General features: G+C 70.9%; 3 protein-coding genes and 1 pseudogene. All 4 read right to left on the bottom strand.

The genetic code is table 11. From position 1 onward, the window contains the following. Window positions 1–85: pseudogene (locus tag CTZ28_RS49060) on the bottom strand (short-chain dehydrogenase); the annotation flags it as partial. A 132-nt stretch (window positions 86–217) separates the two neighbouring features. Further along, window positions 218–610 (bottom strand): ester cyclase, encoded by a 393-nt coding sequence (locus CTZ28_RS40875; protein WP_121894832.1) that lies wholly within the window; start codon window positions 608–610, stop codon window positions 218–220. Window positions 611–841: 231 nt separating this feature from the next. After that, window positions 842–12358, bottom strand: a complete 11517-nt coding sequence (locus tag CTZ28_RS40870) for a hypothetical protein (RefSeq protein WP_147481273.1) — start codon at window positions 12356–12358, stop codon at window positions 842–844. A 4632-nt stretch (window positions 12359–16990) separates the two neighbouring features. Next, entirely contained in the window at window positions 16991–21115 is a 4125-nt protein-coding gene (gene eccCa, locus CTZ28_RS40855; protein WP_259472047.1) for a type VII secretion protein EccCa, read from the bottom strand. Window positions 21116–21134: the final 19 nt, after the last annotated feature.

Raw genomic sequence — 21134 nt, 5'->3', positions numbered from 1 at the left:
CGTCCGCCAGCCGAACGGCGGTCGCCAGACCGATACCGGCGCTGCCCCCGGTGACCACCGCCGTCTTGCCTTCCAGCTGTCCCATGTGGGTGTCTCCAAAACTTTCTCGTAGCCGATCCGTCCGACACCGATACTGCGGAAGATCGGGGATACCATCTCTGACACAAAGTCCAGAATTCTTTACGCATCGTCCACTGCGTGACTGGGCCCGACCGGGTCAGCCCGCGAGTTGCTTCTTCAGGGCCTCGACGTCGTGGACGTTGGACATCTGCACGAACTTTCCGTCACGGACCCGGTACAGGGCGAACTCGTCGATCTCGATCGGAGCGCCAGTGGGGGCCACCCCGAGCCATTCCTTGGTGGGGGTGCCGTGGTTGACGGAGTGGCAGGCCAGGGTTTCACCGTGGATCGCCACCTCCTTGATCTCCCAGTGCATGTCGGGAACCGCGTCGGTGATGCTCTTGAGCGCCGCGACTACGTCCGCGCGAGTGGCCGGCTGGCCGTGCGAGAGGATGGACTCGTTGACGAACTCGTCCATACGGTCGAACTCATGCGCGTTGAGCGCCTCGCAGTAGCGGTCGTAGAACTCGCGAATGTCGAAGTCGGACATGACTGCCTTTCCCACCCGGCGTCCGGGCTGTACTCGTGTGCTCGTGGTTCACCTGCGACATCGATCATGCGGGAGCAACTGGGTACGATCAATGATGCAGAGTCCAGACTTGTTTACGTATCGTCCAGGAGATGACCTCGGCGCTCGGATTCCTGTCAGAGGCGCACTCGTCTCCGTACCGGGGGCGGCCGGGGCCTCCGCGGCCGGAGTGACCGCGGAGGTACGCGCAGGCTACGGGCCGGGCCGCGGAACTGGGCGGGCCGGCCGTGGGTCGGAGCCGAAGAACACTTCGGGCCGCTCCGGGCTGCCGGCGACGGCGGGCCGCTCCGTGAACCGTTCACCCGACGGGGGCGGAGAAAGGGCGGAAGGCGTGGTGCCCCACCCTCCGTCCGAGCTCTCCTCGGTCCGCGTCAGGCTGGGCCGCCGGGCCTGTCGAGCCGCCGCGGCGGGTTCGGTCGCCGCCCACCGGGCGGTGTGGGGGGCGGGGTCCTCCTGTTGGAGGAGGACGACCGGGCGGCCGTCGTCGGGTCCGGCCGTCCAGGGGGTGCCGTCCGGCGTCAGCACGGTCAGGCGCAGCCACAGGACGTGTGCCGCGATCGCGAGCGTCAGCCAGTCCGAGGCACCGGACCCGGATCCGGTTCGCAAGGCGTGAACGGCTCCGGCGATGTCTTCCTCCGAGCCGCCGGAGGCGAGCGGCGGCGCCGTCCCCTCCGGCCCGGTCAGGTCGGCGAGGGCCGGCCACAGCCGGCGCTCTTCCGGTGGCCTGAGCAGATCGGCGGCGAGCGCGTCGGCCAGTCCGTTCCGCAGCTCCTCCGGCCCGGCGGGCCGGCTGTGCCCTGCCAGTCGGCCGCTCTCGCCCGGCGCGACGGCGGTCAGCGCGTGTGCCAGTTCGTCCCCCATGGCGAGGACGTACACCGGTTCCAGCCCCCGCTCGGCCAGCTGCGCTTCCTGCGAGAGAGGCGGCTGCTCGGCGGAGGAGGGCATCTCCTCCGCCGGGAGCCGGGCGGGCACGAGTGCTTCCAGGAGTGTGCTGGTGGTCGTCGGGGGCGCGGGGATGGCCTCCCCCGGCTCCCGGGACCCGCTCGCGGCGGCGGGCTGCGCTCGCACGGTGTCCGGCAGGGAGTTCATGCCCTCCTGACCGACCGTCTCCGTGGCCCTCTCCGTGGCCGTCTCCGTGGCCGTTTCGGTGGCCGGCGGTGCCGGGCGGAGGAGGAGGCCCACGGTGGCGTCGTCTTCCAGGCCGTGGGCCAACCTGCCGGTGCTCTTGTCCACCGGCAGCGCGCCGTAGAGACCGCCCGGCACCTGGATCCGTACGGTGCCGTGCGGCCCGTTGACCACGGCGGTGACGTCGAAGCGGTAGGCACGGTAGGGCCGCTTGCCTTCCGCGTTGCGCTCGTCGGTATCGCCCAGTGCCGCGCTTCGGCTCTCGCTGTCCTCCCAGTTCTTCACGTCGACCGGCAGACGTTCGAGCATTTTCTGATCATTGACCGGGCCGCCGGCGTCCGGACCGGCCGCGATCCGCCAGCCGCTGTCCCGATGGGTCTCGTGCGTGGGTTCCTCGTCGGCCTGGTGGTACCTGCGCTGCTTGAGCAGCACGCCTTCCGGGGGGCCCAGGATCTCGGCGCCGTCCAGCTCCAGGCCCACGATGGCCGACCGGTCGCCGAGCGGGACCCCGTACGCGTGCCTCAGCAGTTCCCTGATGCGGGGGCGCATCACAGTGCCCGTGGTGCGGTGGCGGTAATGCACCCCCGCGGTGGTGGTGAGGTCCAGGCCGGCTATCTCCGGCACCGTGCCCACCTGTGGGGAGGGCACGGTGCGGTGGCGTACCGCGGTCATCTTGGCCCAGCGCCCGATCGATGCGGCAGCGGGCACCGTCCACGGATGGAGGTTGTCGACCAACGCGTCCGGCAGCGCAGGGGCCGGCGGGTTCTGCGAGCTGTGCCACAGCCAGGTGACCTGGGTCTCGCGTGGCGCGGTGAGCCCGAGGGGCCACTGCTGCGGCCGGCCGGCCTCGACGGTGAGGTGGCGGGGGACGAGCAGCCGTACGTCGCCGTCGACGAGCTGGTCCGGTCCGTCCCCGGGGTCGTGCCAGGCGGAGACCGACGGGCTGCCCTTGGGCCCTTCCGCCTGGGAGAACAGGCGGGCCGCCGACAGCGCACCCTGTGCGGGGGTGGTGAGCACCTCCGGCAGTTCGGTGGTCGTACCCATCTCGACGCGGAAGGCGATGCCGTGTTCGAACTCCTCGGAGGGGTCCTGGGTGGTGGCCCGGTAGATGCCGACCTTCTTCTCGGCGTCCTCGTCCTTCGTGCCCTTGGACGCGGAGTACTCGACTTCGGCCTCGAACCCGCCGTGCCCCTTCTCATTTCCTGCACGGGCCCGGACAGCGACACCGACGTCGTGTTCCCAGCCGGAATCGCGGCTCTGGGACTCCTCCTCGACCGCCTCGCCGCGCAGCGTGAGCTTGATCTCGTCACGGGGACGCTGCCCATGGGGGCGGTCGAGCCTGGTCGCCGTGACGTTCACCCACAGATACCGGGTGGTGCCCCACGAGCCCGGCACGGGGAACCAGCGCAGCACACCCTCAGTGGTCAGAGCGTGCCACTCACTCTGCAACGCCTCGGAGGAGTAGGCCGCTTTCAGCGACCGCTGGAGCAGGTTGGGACGAGGCGCCGTGGCCCCCTCGCCCTCGGCACGGACAATCCCCCTGGCACGCAGCCGGTCGTTGATCGTCTTCAGGACATCGACCCGCAAGACTTCGGGGTGCGCGATCCCGGAGAGCAGACCGGTATCCAGATAGGTCCGGGTCTGCCGCGGCTCCGATCCGGCGGCCGTGCCGGTCATGGGAGGAAGGATGTCGGACATCCGTCGCTCGGGGACGAGCAGATCGAGGGCCTCGGTTGCCCGCAGATACCGGGTGGTCTCGGTGAGCTCGTCGCCGCGCCAGCGGACGTAGGTCAGTTCGAAGACCGGGTCGGTACGCAGCGTGTGCACGGAACCCCCGTAGGTGGCCCGGGTGATATCGATCCGGCCGTCGCTCTCGGACGCCCCCTTGCCCCAGTTCCAGGCGACCGAGGCTTGGCCGAGGACGGTCAGCCGGCCCCCGGGTCCGGCGGGGTGATCACCGTCCTGCGCGTCGGAGCCGAACCGCAGCTGGGGGCCGAGGGTGCCCGTCACGCCCGCGCTCCACTCGCCCTCCTGCTCCGATTCGTAAGCGGCGTTGCCCTTGAGGTACTGCTCGACCTCCGTTTCCGGGTCGGCCCCGAGGTCGTTGATGTTGTCCACGAGGAGCCGCAGGCGCAGCGCCTGCTTGTACTTGCCGTCCTTCGGTAGTTCCTTCTCGTATCCGCCCTGACCGACCTCCTCGCCGAAGTGAGAGGCGAGGACCATGGGATGGGCCAGGTCGCGGATCTCCTGGGGCCAGTCCGCGGGGTTGTCGAGCCAGGCGTCGATCAGGCTCTGCCGCTTGGCCCGGTTCCGTTCCCCGGCGTACAGCCGCTCGGCATACATACGGGCGCCGAGCTGGGCCAGCTCGGGCATGAGGTGGAAGACGGGGTAGATCCCCTGGGCCCCGCCGGCGAAGTCCAGCCGCCGACCGACCTCGGTCGGCGCCGTTCCCACGACCGTGTGACCGGCCGCCTGTGCCTGCTCCGGCGTGACCGGCGTGGCGGGGACGTGCTCATGTGGGACGACGACCCGGGCGACGAAGGGATTGCGCCCGCTCAGGAACCGGCGCTTGGTCAGCCAGCTCGGCTTGAACCGGCTCTTCTTCTCGGATGTGACCGTCCAGTTCACGGCCATCAGATAGCGGTGCTCGTCGATCCGCTTACCGGTCTCGGTCCGGCGGTAGCTGCCGACGGCGCCGCCGTACTTGCGGCTCTTCTCCTTGGAACTGCTGACGATCCCTCGCACAGAACCGAACTGCATGCGTATGGGCGGGGTGGTGAAGTGCAGCTTGCCGAGCGAGAGTTCGTACTCGGGGATGGCCAGACGGGCTCCGCCGCCGAAGGTGACACCCGCCCTCCAGCCCTTGCCGCGCTCACCGGCCGTGGCGGCCCCGGTCGCGGCCCGGGTGTTGACCTTCATGGAGAAGTCACCCTCCGGGCGGCTCTCCTCGGTGACCGGGTCGGCCAGCGGGCTGGGCTCCTCGATCCGGTTGCCCCACCTCGCCTTCGCGGAGACCTTGTAGCGGCGTTCGCCGACCTGGATGGTGCGGTGGATTCCAAGGAGCGCCTGCGCCAGGTCCCCTTCGAGGGCCGGGCGGCCGTAGAAGGCCGCCAGGTCCCGGTCGGCCTGGGCCCAGGCGCTCTTCTTCGCCTCTTCGGCACCGACGTCCAGGACGTGCAGCCGCTCGATGGCATCCCGCAGGTCCTGCTGGAGGGTCTCGACGCCCGGCAGAGCGATCGGCACGCCGAAACCGAGGCCACGGCGGGAGGCGAGCGCGAGCGGCTCCCGCGGGTGAGGGGTGAGCCGCCCCTGGACACGCTCCACCGCTATCCGGAACCGGAACCGCGGCCTGGTCTCCGGCAGCCTCGACACCCTCCTCGACGGGGGGAGGGCGAACACGCGGTGCCGTGGAGCATCCGCACCGCCGGCCGCCGGCCGCAGATCGGCGGTCCACCCCGAGCCGACGGTACGCCGTACGAAGTGCGCCGCTTCGCGCTGCGGGACACTGAGTTCGCCCTCGGTGGTCACCCCCACCGGGGCGATCCTGTGTGTGCTGGATTCCAAGGTCACTTCCAGGCGCAGCCCGGCCCGGTAGCGGGACTGCCTCGCGAAGTCGTTGAGCACCGTATGGCTCGTGTGCGAGGAGTCCAGCGAATGGCCGACGTCGCGGTTCACCCCGGCCTTGAAGGCGATCGCCGGGGCCAGGCCCGACAGTTGGACGGACAGCTTGTCCTCGGAGTGGGGGGAAGTTCCCGCGTCCGTGTCGACCGAGAAATCCCCGCCCGCGCCGACTCCTGCGGTGTTGTACCCGAAGCCGAATCCGGCGTCCGAACCCCCCTGACTGTCACGGGTGTTGCCCTCCCCCACACCGATGTCGTCGCGGGTACCGACCTTGCTGTCCCCGAGATACTGGAGGCTGTCGATCTCCCTGCGGATCCGGAGATGCCCCCGGAACTTCCCGAACAAGGACCCGGAGACCTCGATGCCGTTGGAGGAGTCCCCACCGGCCCACCACGGATAGCGACCGCGGGCCGTCGACTCGGTCAGGAACCCCTGGGCCCGGTCCATCTTGGCCTGCGCCAGGATCTTCTTGACGGCCGAGGCGGGCAGCCCAGCGGCGCGCATGTTCCGGTGCAGTCCGGCGATGACGGGCGTGAGGTCGATCGCCTGCAGCAGCTCACGGGCCTGGGAGGGGCGGGAAGCCCGTTGGTACCGAGGGCTTTCGGCCTCGGGGGCACGGTAGTCGGGTCGGTGCCCCTCCTCGCCGGTGTAGACGGTGGGAATATCGATATGGATCCGGTCCGGCACGGTGACCTGATGGAAGACGGTCGGGGTGGCGTCCGCACCGTCGACGAACACCTTCATCTGGAGACCGGCGCCGAAGCGGGTGAGGTCGTTGATGAAGGGCTTGCGGCCGGCCAGGACGGTACGCAGCCAGCCACTGTCCTTGGACTTGGAAGAGCCCACGTAGAGCTGGGGGGCGGGTACCGCGGCTGCGGACGCGGCAACGCTTGTCCCCAGGTTGATGAGAGTGAGCAGTGTCGACTCTATTCCTTGAGTGACCTCGTGTCCGCTCCGGCCGCCGGTGGCGGTGGAACCGAAGCCGACCGGGTACTCGTTGACCTCCCCCTTGGTCCGGGGCACGGGCGTCAGGTCCCGCATCACCGGGCGCAGCCACACCAGCCGGCCGTCCACGACCAGCGTGCGCCCGGCCGCGAGGATGTCGTCCCACTCCTTCGGCCTGGCGGCGAACAGCAGATCGCTGATCGCGGCCTTGATGCCCGAACGCAGCGCGATGTGCGGACCGGGGCCGGTCAGGTCCAGGCGTGAACTGATCTGCTCCGCCCAGAAATCCGCCTGCTCCCGCCGGAAGCCGATGGTCTCGGTGGACTGGGCGACGATGGCCTGGCCCATCGCGCCATGGGCGAGGTACCACGGAGAGGGATCACGCGTCCCGGTAACCGGTGTCGAAGGCGCGGCCCCGGTGGGTGCCGGATCGGGATCGCGATGGGCGTCCAGCGGGGACACCTCCCCTTCGGGAGAGGTCACCACAATCGCCGGAACCCCGTCGGTCCGCGGCGGCACGGCGTCGGGATCCGGGGACGGGGCGTCCGGCTCCGGCAGCGGCCGCGCGTACGCGGACAGGGTGCGCGGCGGCTCCTCCTCCCGGGGAACGGCGGGGACCACGTCCGTCCCGCCGTCGGCTCGCATGTCGAGGATCGTCACCGCGTCCGTGTCCTGCTCGTCCCTCGTGTCCCGGGCCGTTCGCGGGGGTGTGGTGGTCTCCTCCGCGGGAGGGGGCGTCAGGGCGCTCTCCGCGACCGGGGCGGAGACTTCGCTGGTCTCCGCGACCTGGGCCGGAGGTGTCCGGGTGACCGGGGTACCGGAGGAGGTACCGGCCCGCTGGGAATCCGGCGTGCTCGGCCGTGGTTCGGAGCCGAAGAACACGGCGGGGCGCGCCGAGTCGCCGGTAGCGGCGGCAGCCGGCCTCGCCGGACTGCCTCCGGTGCGTGCGCCGGGGTCTGCCGGCGCCGTCGAGGACGACGCCGTGGCAGCGGGACGCGTGGTGGTGTCAGGAGGCGTACTGCTGTCGGCGGACGTGGTGCCCCAGGTGTAACCCGAGGTACCCGCGAGCTGCGACACGTCGGGCCGTCGAGCCTGCCGGGCCTGCGCGGTGGGTTCGGTGGCCGCCCATCGCGCGGTGTAGGGGGCGGGGTTCTCCTGCTGGAGAAGGGCGACCGGCCGGCCGGTCTCCGGGCCGGTCGTCCAGGGGGTGCCGTCCGGCGTCAGCACGGTCAGACGCAGTCCCAGTACGGGCGCGGCCACGGCCAGAGTGAGCCAGTCCGTGGCGTCAGGGCCTGATCCGGTCCGCAGGGCACGGGCGGCCTCGTCCGCGGAACCGCCGAAAGCGGTCACGAGCGGGGCTCCGGACGGCCCTGCCTGTCCTGCCACCGCGGACCACAGCCGTTGTTCGTCCGGCGGCAGTCCCAGGTCGGCGGCGAGCGCGTCGGCGAGCGCGGTCCGCAGCTCCTCCGGGCCGGCGGGCCAGCTGTGCCCCGCCAGTCGGCCGCTCTCGGCCGGGGCGACGGCGGTCAGCGCGTGCGCCAGCACGTCCCCGCCGGGCAGGACGTACACCGGCGTCAGCCCGCGCTCGGCGAGCTCCTCCTCCTCCTCCTGGGAAAGGGGCGGCTGCCCGGTGATGGGAGCCTGCGCCTGGACGGCTGTGGGGCGCGTCGTCTCCTCGGTCTGCCCTGCCCACCGAGGCGCCGGTGCCATAAGAACGTCCGCCGACTCCGAGGAATCGCCCGGCCCGGTGGAAAGACCGGCCGACGCCGCACTGCCGCGGGTGACGGTCACCTGGGCGAAGGGGGAGTAATGGCGCAGCCGCATCGGCACATCCCACACCGTGGTCACCCACCCACCCTGGTGCTCCTCGTACCAGGCGTCCAACGCGGACACCTCCACAACGAGCGGCACATATCCGCGCCTGCCCGCGTTCCGCGCATTGATCGCATCGATATTGCGCCGCAGCTCTCCCGACTGGCTGTTGCCCCTCATCTCGTTGTCCGTGATGACCGTCGCCGTGCTCTGCTCACCCAGCACATGCTCAAGCGCGGCCGCCAGACCCTGAGCCGTGGAATCCTGCGCCCACGGACCAGGATGCGGAACGATCACATCCGTGTATGCCACATGCCGACCGAAGCCGGTGACCGAGCCTCGCACCAACGACAACTCGTGCGACCCCGTCACCCTCCGCACGCTCTGCCGCAACGGGGCTTGCATCACCGGATCGAAAGCACTGAGGTTTCCCCGCCTTTCATACAGACCAGCAAGAAGATTGACGTCTTCCCGGCTCGCCCCGCCGTCCACGGCAGCCACGACCGTGTTACGCATCCTGTCCAGCGCGTCATTGAGCGGCGTGTAGTCCTCCGTCGCACGCAACCGCCGACGCTGAACCGACGGCAGCCGCCGATACCATGACGCCCCCTCGACCTGGGACCAGGCCACCTCACCGGCCTCACCCTCATCGTCGAACGTGATCAGCGTAGGCCCCGGCGATCGCCGCCCGGACCGCGACCCGGAACCACTCGACGGAGGAGCAAACAGAATCGGCTCACCAGACGAGGACTCACCACGCCCACGGGCGTCGCTGCGGCGCTCGTAGGCAGCTTGAGCGGCTGCCCGCAACCGCACGTAGAAGGGATTGTTCTGACTGGTCTGCCACATGTGCAAATAGATCAGCATCTGGTTGAGCACGGTGTCGTACTCGACCAAGGCGCCGGATGCGTCTCCGGCCGCCTCCCCCCAGCCGACCAGGCGTTCCTTCTGTGCGGTGGTGATCTTCCCCGACCGCTCGAAGCTGTACGCGTACCGCTCCAGCGTGTACGGACGTGCGCCGTAAACCAACTTCTCCTGCAGCATTGTCTGCTGAAATTCGCTGAACTCCCGGTCCCCGGCCAAGGCCGTCTTGAGATCGTTGAGAGTCCGCCTGCGTTCCGCCGCCAGCGCACCGACCTCCGCGTCGGTCGCCCCAGATCGCACCAGCTCCATCACCGGGCTGCTGCCGAACGCCTGATGGGCCACGACATGAGTGAATTCGTGGGCGATGTGACCCAGCAGGAAGGAGGTACCGCCTCTGACTTGAGTGTCGACGTTGAAGGTGTACTCCGCGCTGTCTCCCGTGCTGTTGAGCTTGATGCCCGCCATGCCGCCCCGGGGGTACTGCATCACGGTCACCAGTGGTTCTACGGCCATCAGTTCCTCAATGACGGCGCGAGTCTCCGCGGGCAGCGTGCGGTCGTCGCGGAGCCTGCCCAGCTTGTGGACATAGTCGCTCATCATCGCGTGGAATCGGTCCGAAGGAACGGCCTGGGCTGCCTTCTGAGCCTCACCAGCCGGAATCCGACGGTCGAGGTCGGGGTTCTTCCCTTCCCTCAGGGCGTCGTCGATCTCGGTCAGCAGGTCCCGGAAGACGTTCTCGGGGTTGAGCTGCCGCATCGCCGCCTCGGCCTGCTGGGCGAGCCGCTGTGTGCCCTCGACGCGGGACCCTTCACCCTGCTTGTGGGCCACGTAGGCGCGGGAGCTCTCGGCGATGGCTTTGAGGGCGAGCAGACGGGCGCCCTGCCTGCTGCCGGGCAGGGCATGGAAGGCCCTGAGTTCCTCGTCGATGTCAGCGATCCTGGAGTTGCTGCGCAGCCCGGGTGCCGCCGTACTCTGCTTGAACTCCCTTTCCGTCATCATCGCGGACACCGGCAGCGGTCGGGGTCGGGGTGCTGTGGTGGGGGGAGCCAGCAGGGCCTCCACGTCCACAGGCAGTGGGCGGGTGATCGCGTCGGCCGGCTCCGGCGTCTCCGGCTGGCGGGCCGGTGGCCTAGGCAGCTCCGCTTCAGGCTCTGCCAGGGCGTGTCCCGTCAGTTCGCCCTCGGCTCGGTCCCACAGTTGGCGGAAGCCCGTGAGGATGTAGGGGTTGTCCCTGCTGCCGAGGTTCGAGGGCCGGCCAGGGCCGTAGAGCCTGCGCAGCAGCGGCAGCAGCGCCGGGTCGTGCTGCTCCACCCAGTCCGACCCGTTGTTGCGCGGGCGGCGCCGCGAGTTGGAGTCCTTGCCGGTGTTCGCACCGAGATAGGCATTGCTGAGCTGCGCGAAATACTCGTGTGCGTTGCTGGACGAGTGGTTGGGGACAGGCCCGTCCGGCCATTGAGCGGGCGGGTCCGCGGCAGCCTTCGCCTCGTACACGTCGCGGATCAACTGCCGGTCCTCGGCGCTCAGCACCGACTCGATCGCGTGCGCCCACTCATGACGGGCAACGGAGTACCCGTCGTCGTAGAAGTCGTCGCCGAGCACGTCGGTGCTCTCACCCAGCAGGTTCTCCTCACCGACGCCGACCAGACCACGGCGGCGGTGGAAGAGTCCCCGGTCGACGTCGAACGACCGGCCCCCTCCGGGATGGTGGCGGCCCCTGAGCCCGGCGAACTCCTCAAGCGACGTCAGCGACCGGTTCCGGGGCACCACGACGAGACGACGGCCCCCGGTCAGCAACGCCACCGCGACCTGCGGATCGGCGAGCATGCCCGCGACCAGGGCCTCCGCCTCCGCCCGGGCAGCCTCGGGCTGTTCCACACCCTCAGGAACAACGACCAGCAACCGCGCCGCCACCGCCGTGAACTCCTCCACGGACAAGCCGGCACGCAACTGCTCCACGAACGCCGGATCAGCAGCCAGAAGCTCCCGGTCCCGCCGCGGCAGCGACGCCAGCTCCCGTGCGCGCGCGTCCGCGTCCATCGCGACGAGCCCGGCCGCCGTCTCCACGAGAGACGGCGGGAGAGGAGTGGGTGACGGGGCAGGGGCGGGGGCGGGTTCCGCCGGCACCGTGCTGCCGGCCGTTCGTACTGACGGCGCAGTCGTGGCGGGCGGCGCGAACAGGAAGTCGGGCTGGGCGGGGGCGAGGGGCCGGCCGACCGACGGCAGTCCGCGGTCCAGCCTCGCCTCGTTGTAGAGGTTGAGGGAGAGGACCGCCAGGGTGTCGCTGTCACGCGCGATGGTCTGCGGAGTCTCGCTCGTCGACGCGTAAGGCCGGGTCTCCATCCTGACGACGGGTGGCTCGATGCGCGGCACACCCCGGTGGTCGGGATTGGTCTCCAGTGTGCGGAAGTGGGTACGCACCCCCAGTGCCTGATACTGGGTCACGATCCGTTCCGGCGTGGCCAGGAGCAGGTTGTCGAGGTACTGGCGGACCGTCGCGCGCGACGAGCCGCCCCTCGCGCGCGACGAGTCGCCTGACATCGTCAGCGGCAGGTCGAGGACACTCCCGTCCCTTACGACGATCTCATTGTCGAAGCGGCTCGCGAAATGGGCGGCGATGCTCGGCGCCCGATGCTCAAGGTACGCGCGGGGCCCCTCACCAAGGCTGCTCCGCAGGGCCGCGAGAGAATCGCGGGAGGCCACCGCAGTGAGGTCCTTCGGCCGCTGTGTCCAGTCGAGCGTTGCTCCTCGCACAGTGGCGGCGACCTGAGTGTATCCGAGCGCGAGCGCGCCTTCCAGTTCGTCGCCGTCCCACGGGTTCGCGGCATCGGCCCAGCGCGGGTATTGGCTGAGCCAGCGTGCGAAGTCCTGACGGGCCCAGGCACCGAATGCAAGGCCGGCGCCCGCATCCGCATGAGCGATCTGCACGGGTGGGGACTCGCGCCGCATACGGCCCCTGACGTGTTCGATGAACGCCACGAGTCGTGAGGTCGGAGCGGTCGCCGTGTGATGCACCAGCGTCGCGTATCCGGCCTCGTTGATCCTTACCGGCAGATCCTCCGCGAGGGGATCCACTACATATCCTGCCGATTCGGGGAAGATCTGCCCGATTCTCGCTCCCGGCCTCGCGTGCCGGAGCCGGGACATCACGTCGTTGACGGCCGCCTGCACCTCGGACCGTTCGGCCCGGCCGTCCGCCGGCCCTCGCACCAGACCACGAGCCGGCTTCGTGACGATCTCAGGGACCGGCACTCCCCCAGCCTTGTCCAACGTGATCGTCAGAAGCCCGGGCAGCTCCACGATGTCGCCGAACTCCTCGACCTCCGCGCCACGGGGCAGCTCCACCCGGTACCGGTGCAACTCGGCCTCCAACCCACTGGCCGGACCGAACCCCTCCGCCGCTCCCGGAGCGGCAGAGACCAGCGGCGCCACAACAGGCGGCTCGCCTCGCCGCGAAGAAGGCCCAGGCTGGGCGGAATAGCCCCCACGCACAGGCGTACGCCCGGAAGCACGCTGCTCCACCCTGTCGCGGACGGAAACACGCGCAGGAGGAGCAAGCTGATCCATCCTCTCGCGGACCGCCGCCTCCAGACGCGAAACAGCATCCCATCGCCTGCTCTCCGGCCCCTTGTCACTCTTCCATTCCGTCACGCTGACCAGCACATTCCGCAAATCCTCAGGCCCCGCATCGCGCGGCAACCGCGACACCGCCCGATCAATGGCACGCAGCGCGGAAGAACGGCGCGACCCGCCACTCGCCGAGATCTCCGGCCAGTCACGAATCGGATCCAGCCCCGCCCCACGAGCCGGCGGCGCGAAGAGGACGTCCGGCCCTTCAGACTCCGACCCCAGCCGGTCTTCCCCTTCCCCAGCAGAGTCCGGCACCGCGGACGAGGAGGATTCCGGAGACTCGTCCGAGGACCCGGGCAGGACGGTCTCCGCACCGGACGCGGCCACCGGACCCGAGGCGGAGCCGATCGCGGTCGACTCTGCCGAGGACGTGGGCGCCGTGGGGACGATGCTCCCCGCGGGCGGAACGGCCTCTGACGCCGCGGCGTCGGCACCCCTCCCGTCCGGCACCGGCAGAGCCGGCAGTTGCTCGGAGTCCGATTGCGGCCGCACGCCGGCCTCGGGCTCCGGCTGAGGCTCCGGCCGGGGCTGCGGCTGTGCTGCGGGCTGTGCGGCGACCTCGGGGCCCCTGACGAGGGAGCCCAGCAGGGCCGTCGCCGGCAGGTGCCCTGCGCGCAGGTGCTCTGCGGCGACGAGTTCCACGACCCTCTCGGGCCGCGGCACGACACCCAAGGGGTTCTCATCCGGTGCGACTTGCTGAATACGGTCCAGCACCGCGCGTTCGGCCCAGAGCACAGACTCCTCCCGGCGTTCCGGTGACACACCCGGATCCGCGAGCCGCGCCCGGGCGGCGTCGATGTCGAAACGCGCCGCGCCCGGGTGACGGTGACTGGGGGAAGGAGCGTCCGGCACAGGAGTGATGCCCGTGGTGGGCGCCGTGTCTGTGTCCCGTCGGAGGGCCGGAACCTCGCCGCCCTCCTGGTGTCCGCTCGTACGCCCGCCCCGCTCCGCGCCGGTGCCGGGGTCCGCCGTGCGCGGCGGCGTGCCGACCGGCTCGGACGAGGTGGAGTCCTCCGCCCTCGACGCGGCAATCGAGCCGGCCGTGCCCCTGTCCGGTGTCGTGGCGGGCACGGGAGACACAGGCATTTCGTGCGATGGAGCGGAGGGGGGCACCATGTGGTCCGTCTGCCCCGGGGTACGCACGGGGGTCCTGTCCTCGGCGTCCCTGACGGGGCCGTTCCCCGCCCTGGGTGCGCCGAGCCGGTCACCGTCCGGTGTTCTGGCCGAGTGGGTGACGGTGTCGCCTGTCGACGACGGCCGCGTGGGCTCGGCCTTCGAGTCAGCGGCCTTCCCAGAAGGCCGTGCCTTGTCGGGCGAGGACGGACGGACGTTGTCCCCGGCCGTCGTGCCGGAGCCGCGGTGCCCCGATGAGACGAGGGGTTCCGTGACGGGCCGGTCCGAGGCGGGCCGCTGTTCGGTGGCGGAGCCGTCGTCACGGCGGGCATCCGCGAGTTGGGCATCCGGCTTCCTGGCCTCAGCCGGTGACACGTCGCGCCCTTCGTCACGGCCGGCCGGACCCTGCCCCGATTCGTCGGGGCTGAGGTTCCTGGAACCGTTCCCGGAAGACTGCGAGGTGCGGGACGACGACGGACGGGCATCGTCTCCGCCGGACCGGGCGCCCCTCTGGCCGGCGGGCTGCTCGCCCGAAGAGTGTGTCGTGGTGTAGGTGACACTGTCACTGCCGTTGTTGGCGCGCAGGTTGCCCTCACCGGCACCCGACCGCTGACCGTCCGGAACGGACGGACTCGGCGACGTCGCACCAGACTTGGAGCCATCCCCCGCCCCACGCGACGGAGCACCGTCGGCCTCGGCGGGTGTGTGATGCGGGCTGTCCTGCGGGCCGCTCATCCGCTGCGTCGACCCGGGCTCCGACAACGCGGTCCTGGGCGACGCCACCTCCGACCCAGACGCCGTAGACGTAGCGGACTTGGACTCCGACAACGCAGTCTCAGGCGCTTCGTCCGACCGCGACGAGGTGGGGGCCGACGTGGACTCCGCCGTTCTCTGGTCCGACTTCGGGCTTGTCGTCTCCGAGGACTGGTCCTTGGCGGACGAGGACGAGCGGCCGTCCTCCGCACCAGGCCGAGTGTCGATCCGGGGGCCGGCACCCCTGCCACCTCCGAAGCGCTTACCCAGGGGCGGTGTCTCGACTTGCGTGGTACTGCTACTGCCGCGGTTGGTGCGCAGGCTACCGCCGCCGGCACCCGAACCCCTGTCACCGTCGGGCGACCTACCGGGAAGGTCAGCGATCCCAGCGGGCCGGTCATGACCAGGACGCGAACCCCCCGACGACTTCCCACCCGTTCCCGAAGCCTCGGCACGCGACTCGTCCGCAAGGTCCTTCAGCTCGACAATCCGGGGGCCATTACCAGGACGTGGACTCCTCAAGGGCTTCCCACTCGTTCCCGGAGCTCCTTCCGCCCCGTCTTTCGCCCTGCCCGGCGGCGGCGCAGTGCGACCATCCTGATCACCCTGCCCCCCACCCGACTCTCGGCGCGGGTTGACGACCGGATCCGAACCACCGGAACCATCAGGCCTGGAAGACTCCCCCCTCGGGCCAGGCTTGGAATCCGGTGTCCGATGCGGCGGCTCAACCCGCTGACCATCCCCCAACCGCCGACCCGGATTGGCCATGGGATCCGCCGAACCCGGCTTGGAATCCGACGCCCGAAGCGGCGGCTCAACCCGCTCACCATCCCCCAACCGCCGACCCGAATTAGCCATGGGATCCGCCGAACCCGGCTTGGAATCCGACGCCCGAAGCGGCGGCTCAACCCGCTCACCATCCCCCAACCGCCGACCCGAATTAGCCATGGGATCCGAACCGCCCGAACCACCCGACTGCGTACGCACAGGCGCACTGGTGTCCCCACTCGGCAGCTTGCTGCTCCCATCCGGACGCAGCGACGTCTGACCATGCGGGTCACTCTGACCCCCACCCAGCCGATGCCCCGACCCGGCAAAACCCGAACCGTCCGAACCACCGGTCGGCCGGCTCTGGGACGGGACAGGGGAGTTGGAGCCGCGACCACTGGGCGGCCCGCCGGCGGGCTGGGAGTCCGGGGTGACCCGGGAGTCCGGAGCGACCGGGGGGCCATCGGGGCGCTTCCCGGCGGGCGGGGTGAGGCCGGCCCCGTCCCCGGAGCCGACGGGATGCGTGGTGACCGGTGGCTGCGGGGCAGGGGTGCTGCCGCTGTCGCGTCCGGCCGGACCCGGCTGGGGGGCCGAGCCGGGAGTCTCAGTCGGCGAGTTCCCGCGGCCCGGTAGCGGAGTGGGGAGCGGTGCCGTGGAGGAGGCGTCGGACTTCGTCGCTTGGGCGGGCATGCCGAGGTCGCCCGAACGTCCGTTGCCGGGGCCGCTGTTGGTGGGGTGGCTGTCCTTGACGGAGACGCCGTCCCTGCCGCCGGACGGAGGAGGAGCCAACGATCCGTCTCCCCTGCCCAGGCCGTCAGGGGTGGGCAGGGAGAGGTCGCCGTCAGGCGTCCGGGACAGAGGCGCAACCGTCCCATCGCCGCCACCCGGCATGGGTTTGACGGTGGACGGGGTGACACCGGGAGGCACGGCCGCCGGCGAGGCGTCGCCACCAGGAGTGGGCTTGGGAACGAAGGAGCGCCCCCCACCGCCGTAATGCCAGCCCATCAAGCCACCGCCGTGCGCGCCGAAGCCCGCCCCGACGATGGCGCTGATGGCCACGGTCCAGGTCACGTCGAAGTCGGCACCCGCGATCTCGGCGCCCAGCGCGCCGAGACCGAGGTCGAGGGCCACCTCGGTCCCGGCACCGACAACGGCGCCCCCGACGGCACCGGCGATCGCGCCCCCCACAGTGCCGAGCCGGCTCCCGATCGCGGTCACGATGGGGATGAGCCTGGCCAGCAGCGAACCGACGAGCGACATCACCCGTGCGAGGATCGGCCCGAGGCCGATGAGGACGAGCCCGAAGATGACGCCCAGGATGTCCGCCCACATGGCGGCGTTGAGCTGCTCCGCGTACTCCTCGGCCGCCTTGTACAACTCGTCGGCGTAGCGGTTGATCGTCTGCCCGATCGTCCACGCCTTCTCGGCGGCGGCGTCGAAGGTCAGGGCAAGCCCTTCCTCCCACGCCCGGCGCGCCTGATCGCCCGCCGCCCCGGTCATGCCGATCCCGTCCACGTGGCCATTGACGGCGACCCGGCGCTCGTGAAGAACGTCACCGAGCTGGATCCAGGCGTTGCCCAGGGCGTACATCTCCTCGACCTTGATGTCGCCGAGTACAGAATCCGCGTCTTCCATGGTGAGGCCGCCCTCCCTGGGCGTGATGTGTTCGACGGTCGCCTGACTGGTGCCGCACCGGGCGGTCTTGACAGGTGGCTAGGTCCGGATCACGGGCTGTGCTCGCGTCGTGGGCGGATCTTCGGTGCGAAGTTCACCGGCCCGCCGATCACCGGCACCGGTGCCGGACGGCGCTACGGACTCCTCGGCCGGCACGTCCCGCTCGTCCATGGCGACCTGGACGAGGGTGGGCTCGTGGCCCCGGCGGACCAGCGTCCCGCGACCGGGCTGACGGCGGTACGCGCGCTGCTCGTTGATGAGGACCCCTTCGCGGTGGTCGCCGGACAGCAGCAGGCCACCGGAGCCGATCTCCTTGAGCCTGCTCAGCAGCGGGTCCGACAGCAGGGCTCGGGCGGCGCCACCGACCCGTCGGGCCAGTACGAGGTGGAAGCCCAACTCGTCCGCCTGCTGGATGAACTCGGCCAGCGGAGCCAGCGGGCCGCGTCCCATGCTGCCCGCCGCCAGGTCGTAGTCGTCCACGACGACGTACAGTTCGGGCCCCTCCCACCAGCCGCGCTCGGCGAGCTGAGTGGGAGTGATGTCGGCCGGAGGCATCCGGGAGCGCAGCGTCTCGGCAAGGGCCCCGACCTGCCCGGCGACCAGGTCGGAGTTGCCGCCGCGGGCACCGATGTACTCGTCGGCCACCACGCCCAGCAGGCTGTGCCGGTAGTCGACGATCATGAACCGTAGCTCGTGGGCGGTGTGGCGGGCGGCAAGACCGCGCATCCAGGCACGCAGGAACGCGGTCTTGCCGGATCCCGAGTCGCCGAAGACCACGAAGTGCGGGTCGTTCGAGGTCAGATCGAGTCCGACGGGAGCCAGGTCGGACTCGCGCAGCGCGACGGGTACCTCGCGTTCGCCGAGGGCGGCGCCGTGGCCCTCCCAGCGTTCGGCGGGCGTCGGCGCCGCGGCCGCGGACAACTCGCGGACGGTGATCCGGTCGGGCAGTACGCGCAGTGCCGGGGCCGCGGCCCGCGGCCAGCTCTCCGCGATCCTGGACACCAGCCGGCGCTCGGCGTCGGCGATCCCGTCCATGCCGTCCACGCCGTCCAGCCGGGGCAGCGCGATGTGGTGGGTGAGTCCGGGTGAGGCCAGCCCCCTGCCCGGAACGCTCTGGCCCAGGGCACGGGCGGCGGGGCGGCTGATCTCGGACTCGGAGGGGTCGTTGAGCCACAGTTCGAGACGGCCCGGGATGTTGTCGCGCAGGCCGACGCGGATCTCCGCCCACCGGTTGGCGGTCAGCCACAGGTGGACTCCGACACCGAGGCCGCGGACGGCGATGTCGGTGAGGGTGGTGACGGCGTTGTCGTCGGAGGTGTGCAGGGCGGCCCAGTTGTCGACGACCAGCACGATGTCCGCGGCCCGCACGCCCTCGGGCAGGTGGCCCTCGGCGCGGCGGGTGCGCAGTTCGGCCGCCGACTGGATGCGCAGGTCGCGGAACATCCGCTCGCGTGCGGTGACCAGGCTGCTGACCTCGGCCAGCACCCTGCGCACCCGCTCCTCGTCGCGGCGGCCCGCGATGCCGGCGACATGGGGTGCGTCGCTCAGTCCGTGCAGCGAGCCGCCACCCATGTCGATGGCGTAGAACTGCAGTTCTTCGGGGGTGTGGGTGAGCATGGCGCTGAGCATCGCGGTGCGCAGGAAGGTCGACTTGCCGCTCTGCGGGGCGCCCACCAGCGCGATATGCCCTTGGCGTCCCGTCAGATCCGCCGTGAGGGGGATCTGTTCCTGGCGCGAGGGCACGTCGATCACGCCGATCGGGAACACCAGCCGGCCCGTGTAGGGCCACAGGGAGCAGCGCAGGCCCAGCTCCGGGTCGACCTCCGGCTCGCCGAGCAGCGAGCTGAGGGCGAAGTGCGCGGGCAGCGGGGGCAGCCACACCTGGTGGCCCGGGATGTCCTTGTTCACGAGTCGCTCGACCGCGATCTGCAGCTCGGTCGCGCCCCCGTCCGGGGTCCACTCCCGGCGGGTCGCCTCGTTCTCCCCCTGGGGTGCGAGCGGGGCGAGGTCTCCGTGCACGGCGAAGGGAACCGGTTCGGCGGCCACGGCAGCGGCGTCGGAGTCCTGTTCGCGGTAGGGCGCCGACACGTGCGCGACGCGGAAGCGCTCGTAGATCGACTCGTCGACCTTCAGATAGGCGGAGCCCGGGATGGCGGGCAGCGCGTAGGCGTCGGGGGTGCCGAGGACGGCACGGGACTCGGCGGCGCTGAAGGTCCGCAGGCAGATCCGGTAGGACAGATGGGACTCCAGGCCGCGCAGCCTGCCTTCCTCAAGGCGCTGGGTGGCCAGCAGCAGGTGCATGCCGAGCGAGCGCCCGACCCGGCCGATCTGGACGAACAGTTCGATGAAGTCCGGCCGTTGGGAGAGAAGTTCGCCGAACTCGTCGACGATGACGAACAGGTAGGGCAGGGGGTCGAGCGGTCTGCCGTTGACGTCAGTGCCGCCGGCGGCCTGACGGAGCTGGTACTCGCGCACGGAGTCGACGTTCCCGGCCTCCCGCAGCATGCGCTGCCGGCGCTGCTGTTCGCCCTGCAGGGCCTTGCGCATCCGGTCCACCAGTGCGAGGTCGTCGGCGAGGTTGGTGATCAGGCCGGACACGTGCGGCAGTTCGGTGACGCCCGCGAAAGTGGCGCCGCCCTTGAAGTCGACGAGGACGAAGGCCAGGTGTTCCGGCGCGTGCACCATGGCCATACCGGTGACGAGGGTGCGCAGCAGCTCGCTCTTGCCGGATCCGGTGGCGCCGACGACCAGCCCGTGCGGGCCGATGCCGCCCTGCGCCGACTCCTTGAGGTCGAGGTGCAGCGGTTCGCCGGTGCCGGTCACCCCGATGGGGACGCTGAGAAGGTCCTTCGCGTCGGGGCTGCGCCGCCCGGCGGCCGGGTCGAAGGCCGCCATGTCCGCGAAGCCGAGCATCCCCGAGAGGGAGACGTCCTCGGCGAGGACCTGTTCGCGTTCGCCGGACAGCCTCAGCGGTGCCAGCGCACGCGCGGTGGCCGCCAGGACGGCGGGCGCCGGCTCGTCGGCGGCGCCCCTCTCGATCGCCGCGTACAGGCCCGGCATGCGTCCCTCCAGGACGAGTCCACCGCGTGCGTCCGTACGGGCGCGTACGTCGACCCGGCCCGGTTCGGAGCCCTCCTCCTCCACGAGGCACACCACGTGGACCCCCAGGTCGGGTCCCGCCTCGGTGAACAGGTCGGCCAGGAGTGCGGATCGGGCCCAGGAGGCCCCGGGTTCGTAGTCGTCCAGGAAGACGACCAGGTGGCGGCGCGGGCCGCTCTCACGCTGGGCGATGAGACGGCCGTTGCGTTCGGCGCGGGCCGCGACCGCTTCGTCGAGGGCGGCCCGCAGTTGATCGTGGATTCCGGCGAGGTCGTCGGCGAGCAGGGGGACGACCTCCTGCTCGCGGCTCTGTGCCCGCGGGTCGGGGTCCTGGGCGTGCGGCAGCCACTTCGCCCAGTCCCAGGCGGAGTTGCCGCCGGTGACGACCGCGACCCGCACGTCGTCGGGGGCGTGCAGCACCGACAGCTGCAGCAGCAGGGTCTGGGCCAGTTCACGGGTGCGCGGGCGCGGCCCCAGCAGACTGACCACGCCGGACGCCCGCAGGTCCAGCCAGGCGGCCTGGCCGTCCACCGTGCTGTGCGCCTTGACGAGTTCGGCGGCGGCGTGCTGGCACTGGATGTCGACCTCGATGGTCGGATCGCTCTGCTCCGGGACGCGCAGCGCGTCGGCCAGCGGCACCGTGCCGGTGCCGAGCCGCAGTTGGAGGAAGTCGGTGTCACCGGGGCGGCGTTCCCACACCCGGCGCCGCTGGGTGGCTATCGCCCACAGCCGCTCGGGGTGCGGATGCCGCCAGGCGTCGGCGGCCTGCTGGCCGACCCTGCTCAGCTGAGCCCGCTTGCGTACACCGGCCAGGTACTCCAGGTACCGCTCCCGCTGCCGGAACTGGTTGCGGCGCCGACTGCTCCGCAGCTGCATCCGCACGCCGATGGTGATGCCCACGGACACCACGACGAAGGCGAACCCCAGCAGGATCATCCATGCCTTGCCGTAGGCCACCATGTACGCGGCCATGCTCACGCTGGACAGCAGCGGCAGGAGCAGCATCAGCCATCCGGCCGCGCCCTGCGGCTGGGGCCGCTGGGGCGGTGAGGCCAGTTTCGTCATGCCCTCCGGCACCGGTGGG

The sequence above is a fragment of the Streptomyces shenzhenensis genome, from assembly GCF_003688995.1.
GTDB lineage: Bacteria > Actinomycetota > Actinomycetes > Streptomycetales > Streptomycetaceae > Streptomyces > Streptomyces shenzhenensis_A.
This window is presented reverse-complemented; position numbering and strand designations above follow the sequence as displayed.

Excerpts from the sequence above, each read along its gene's own strand:
- CTZ28_RS40875 (WP_121894832.1), bottom strand. The coding sequence starts at position 610 with ATGTCCGACTTCGACATTCGCGAGTTCTACGACCGCTACTGCGAGGCG.
- eccCa (WP_259472047.1), bottom strand. The coding sequence starts at position 21,115 with ATGACGAAACTGGCCTCACCGCCCCAGCGGCCCCAGCCGCAGGGCGCG.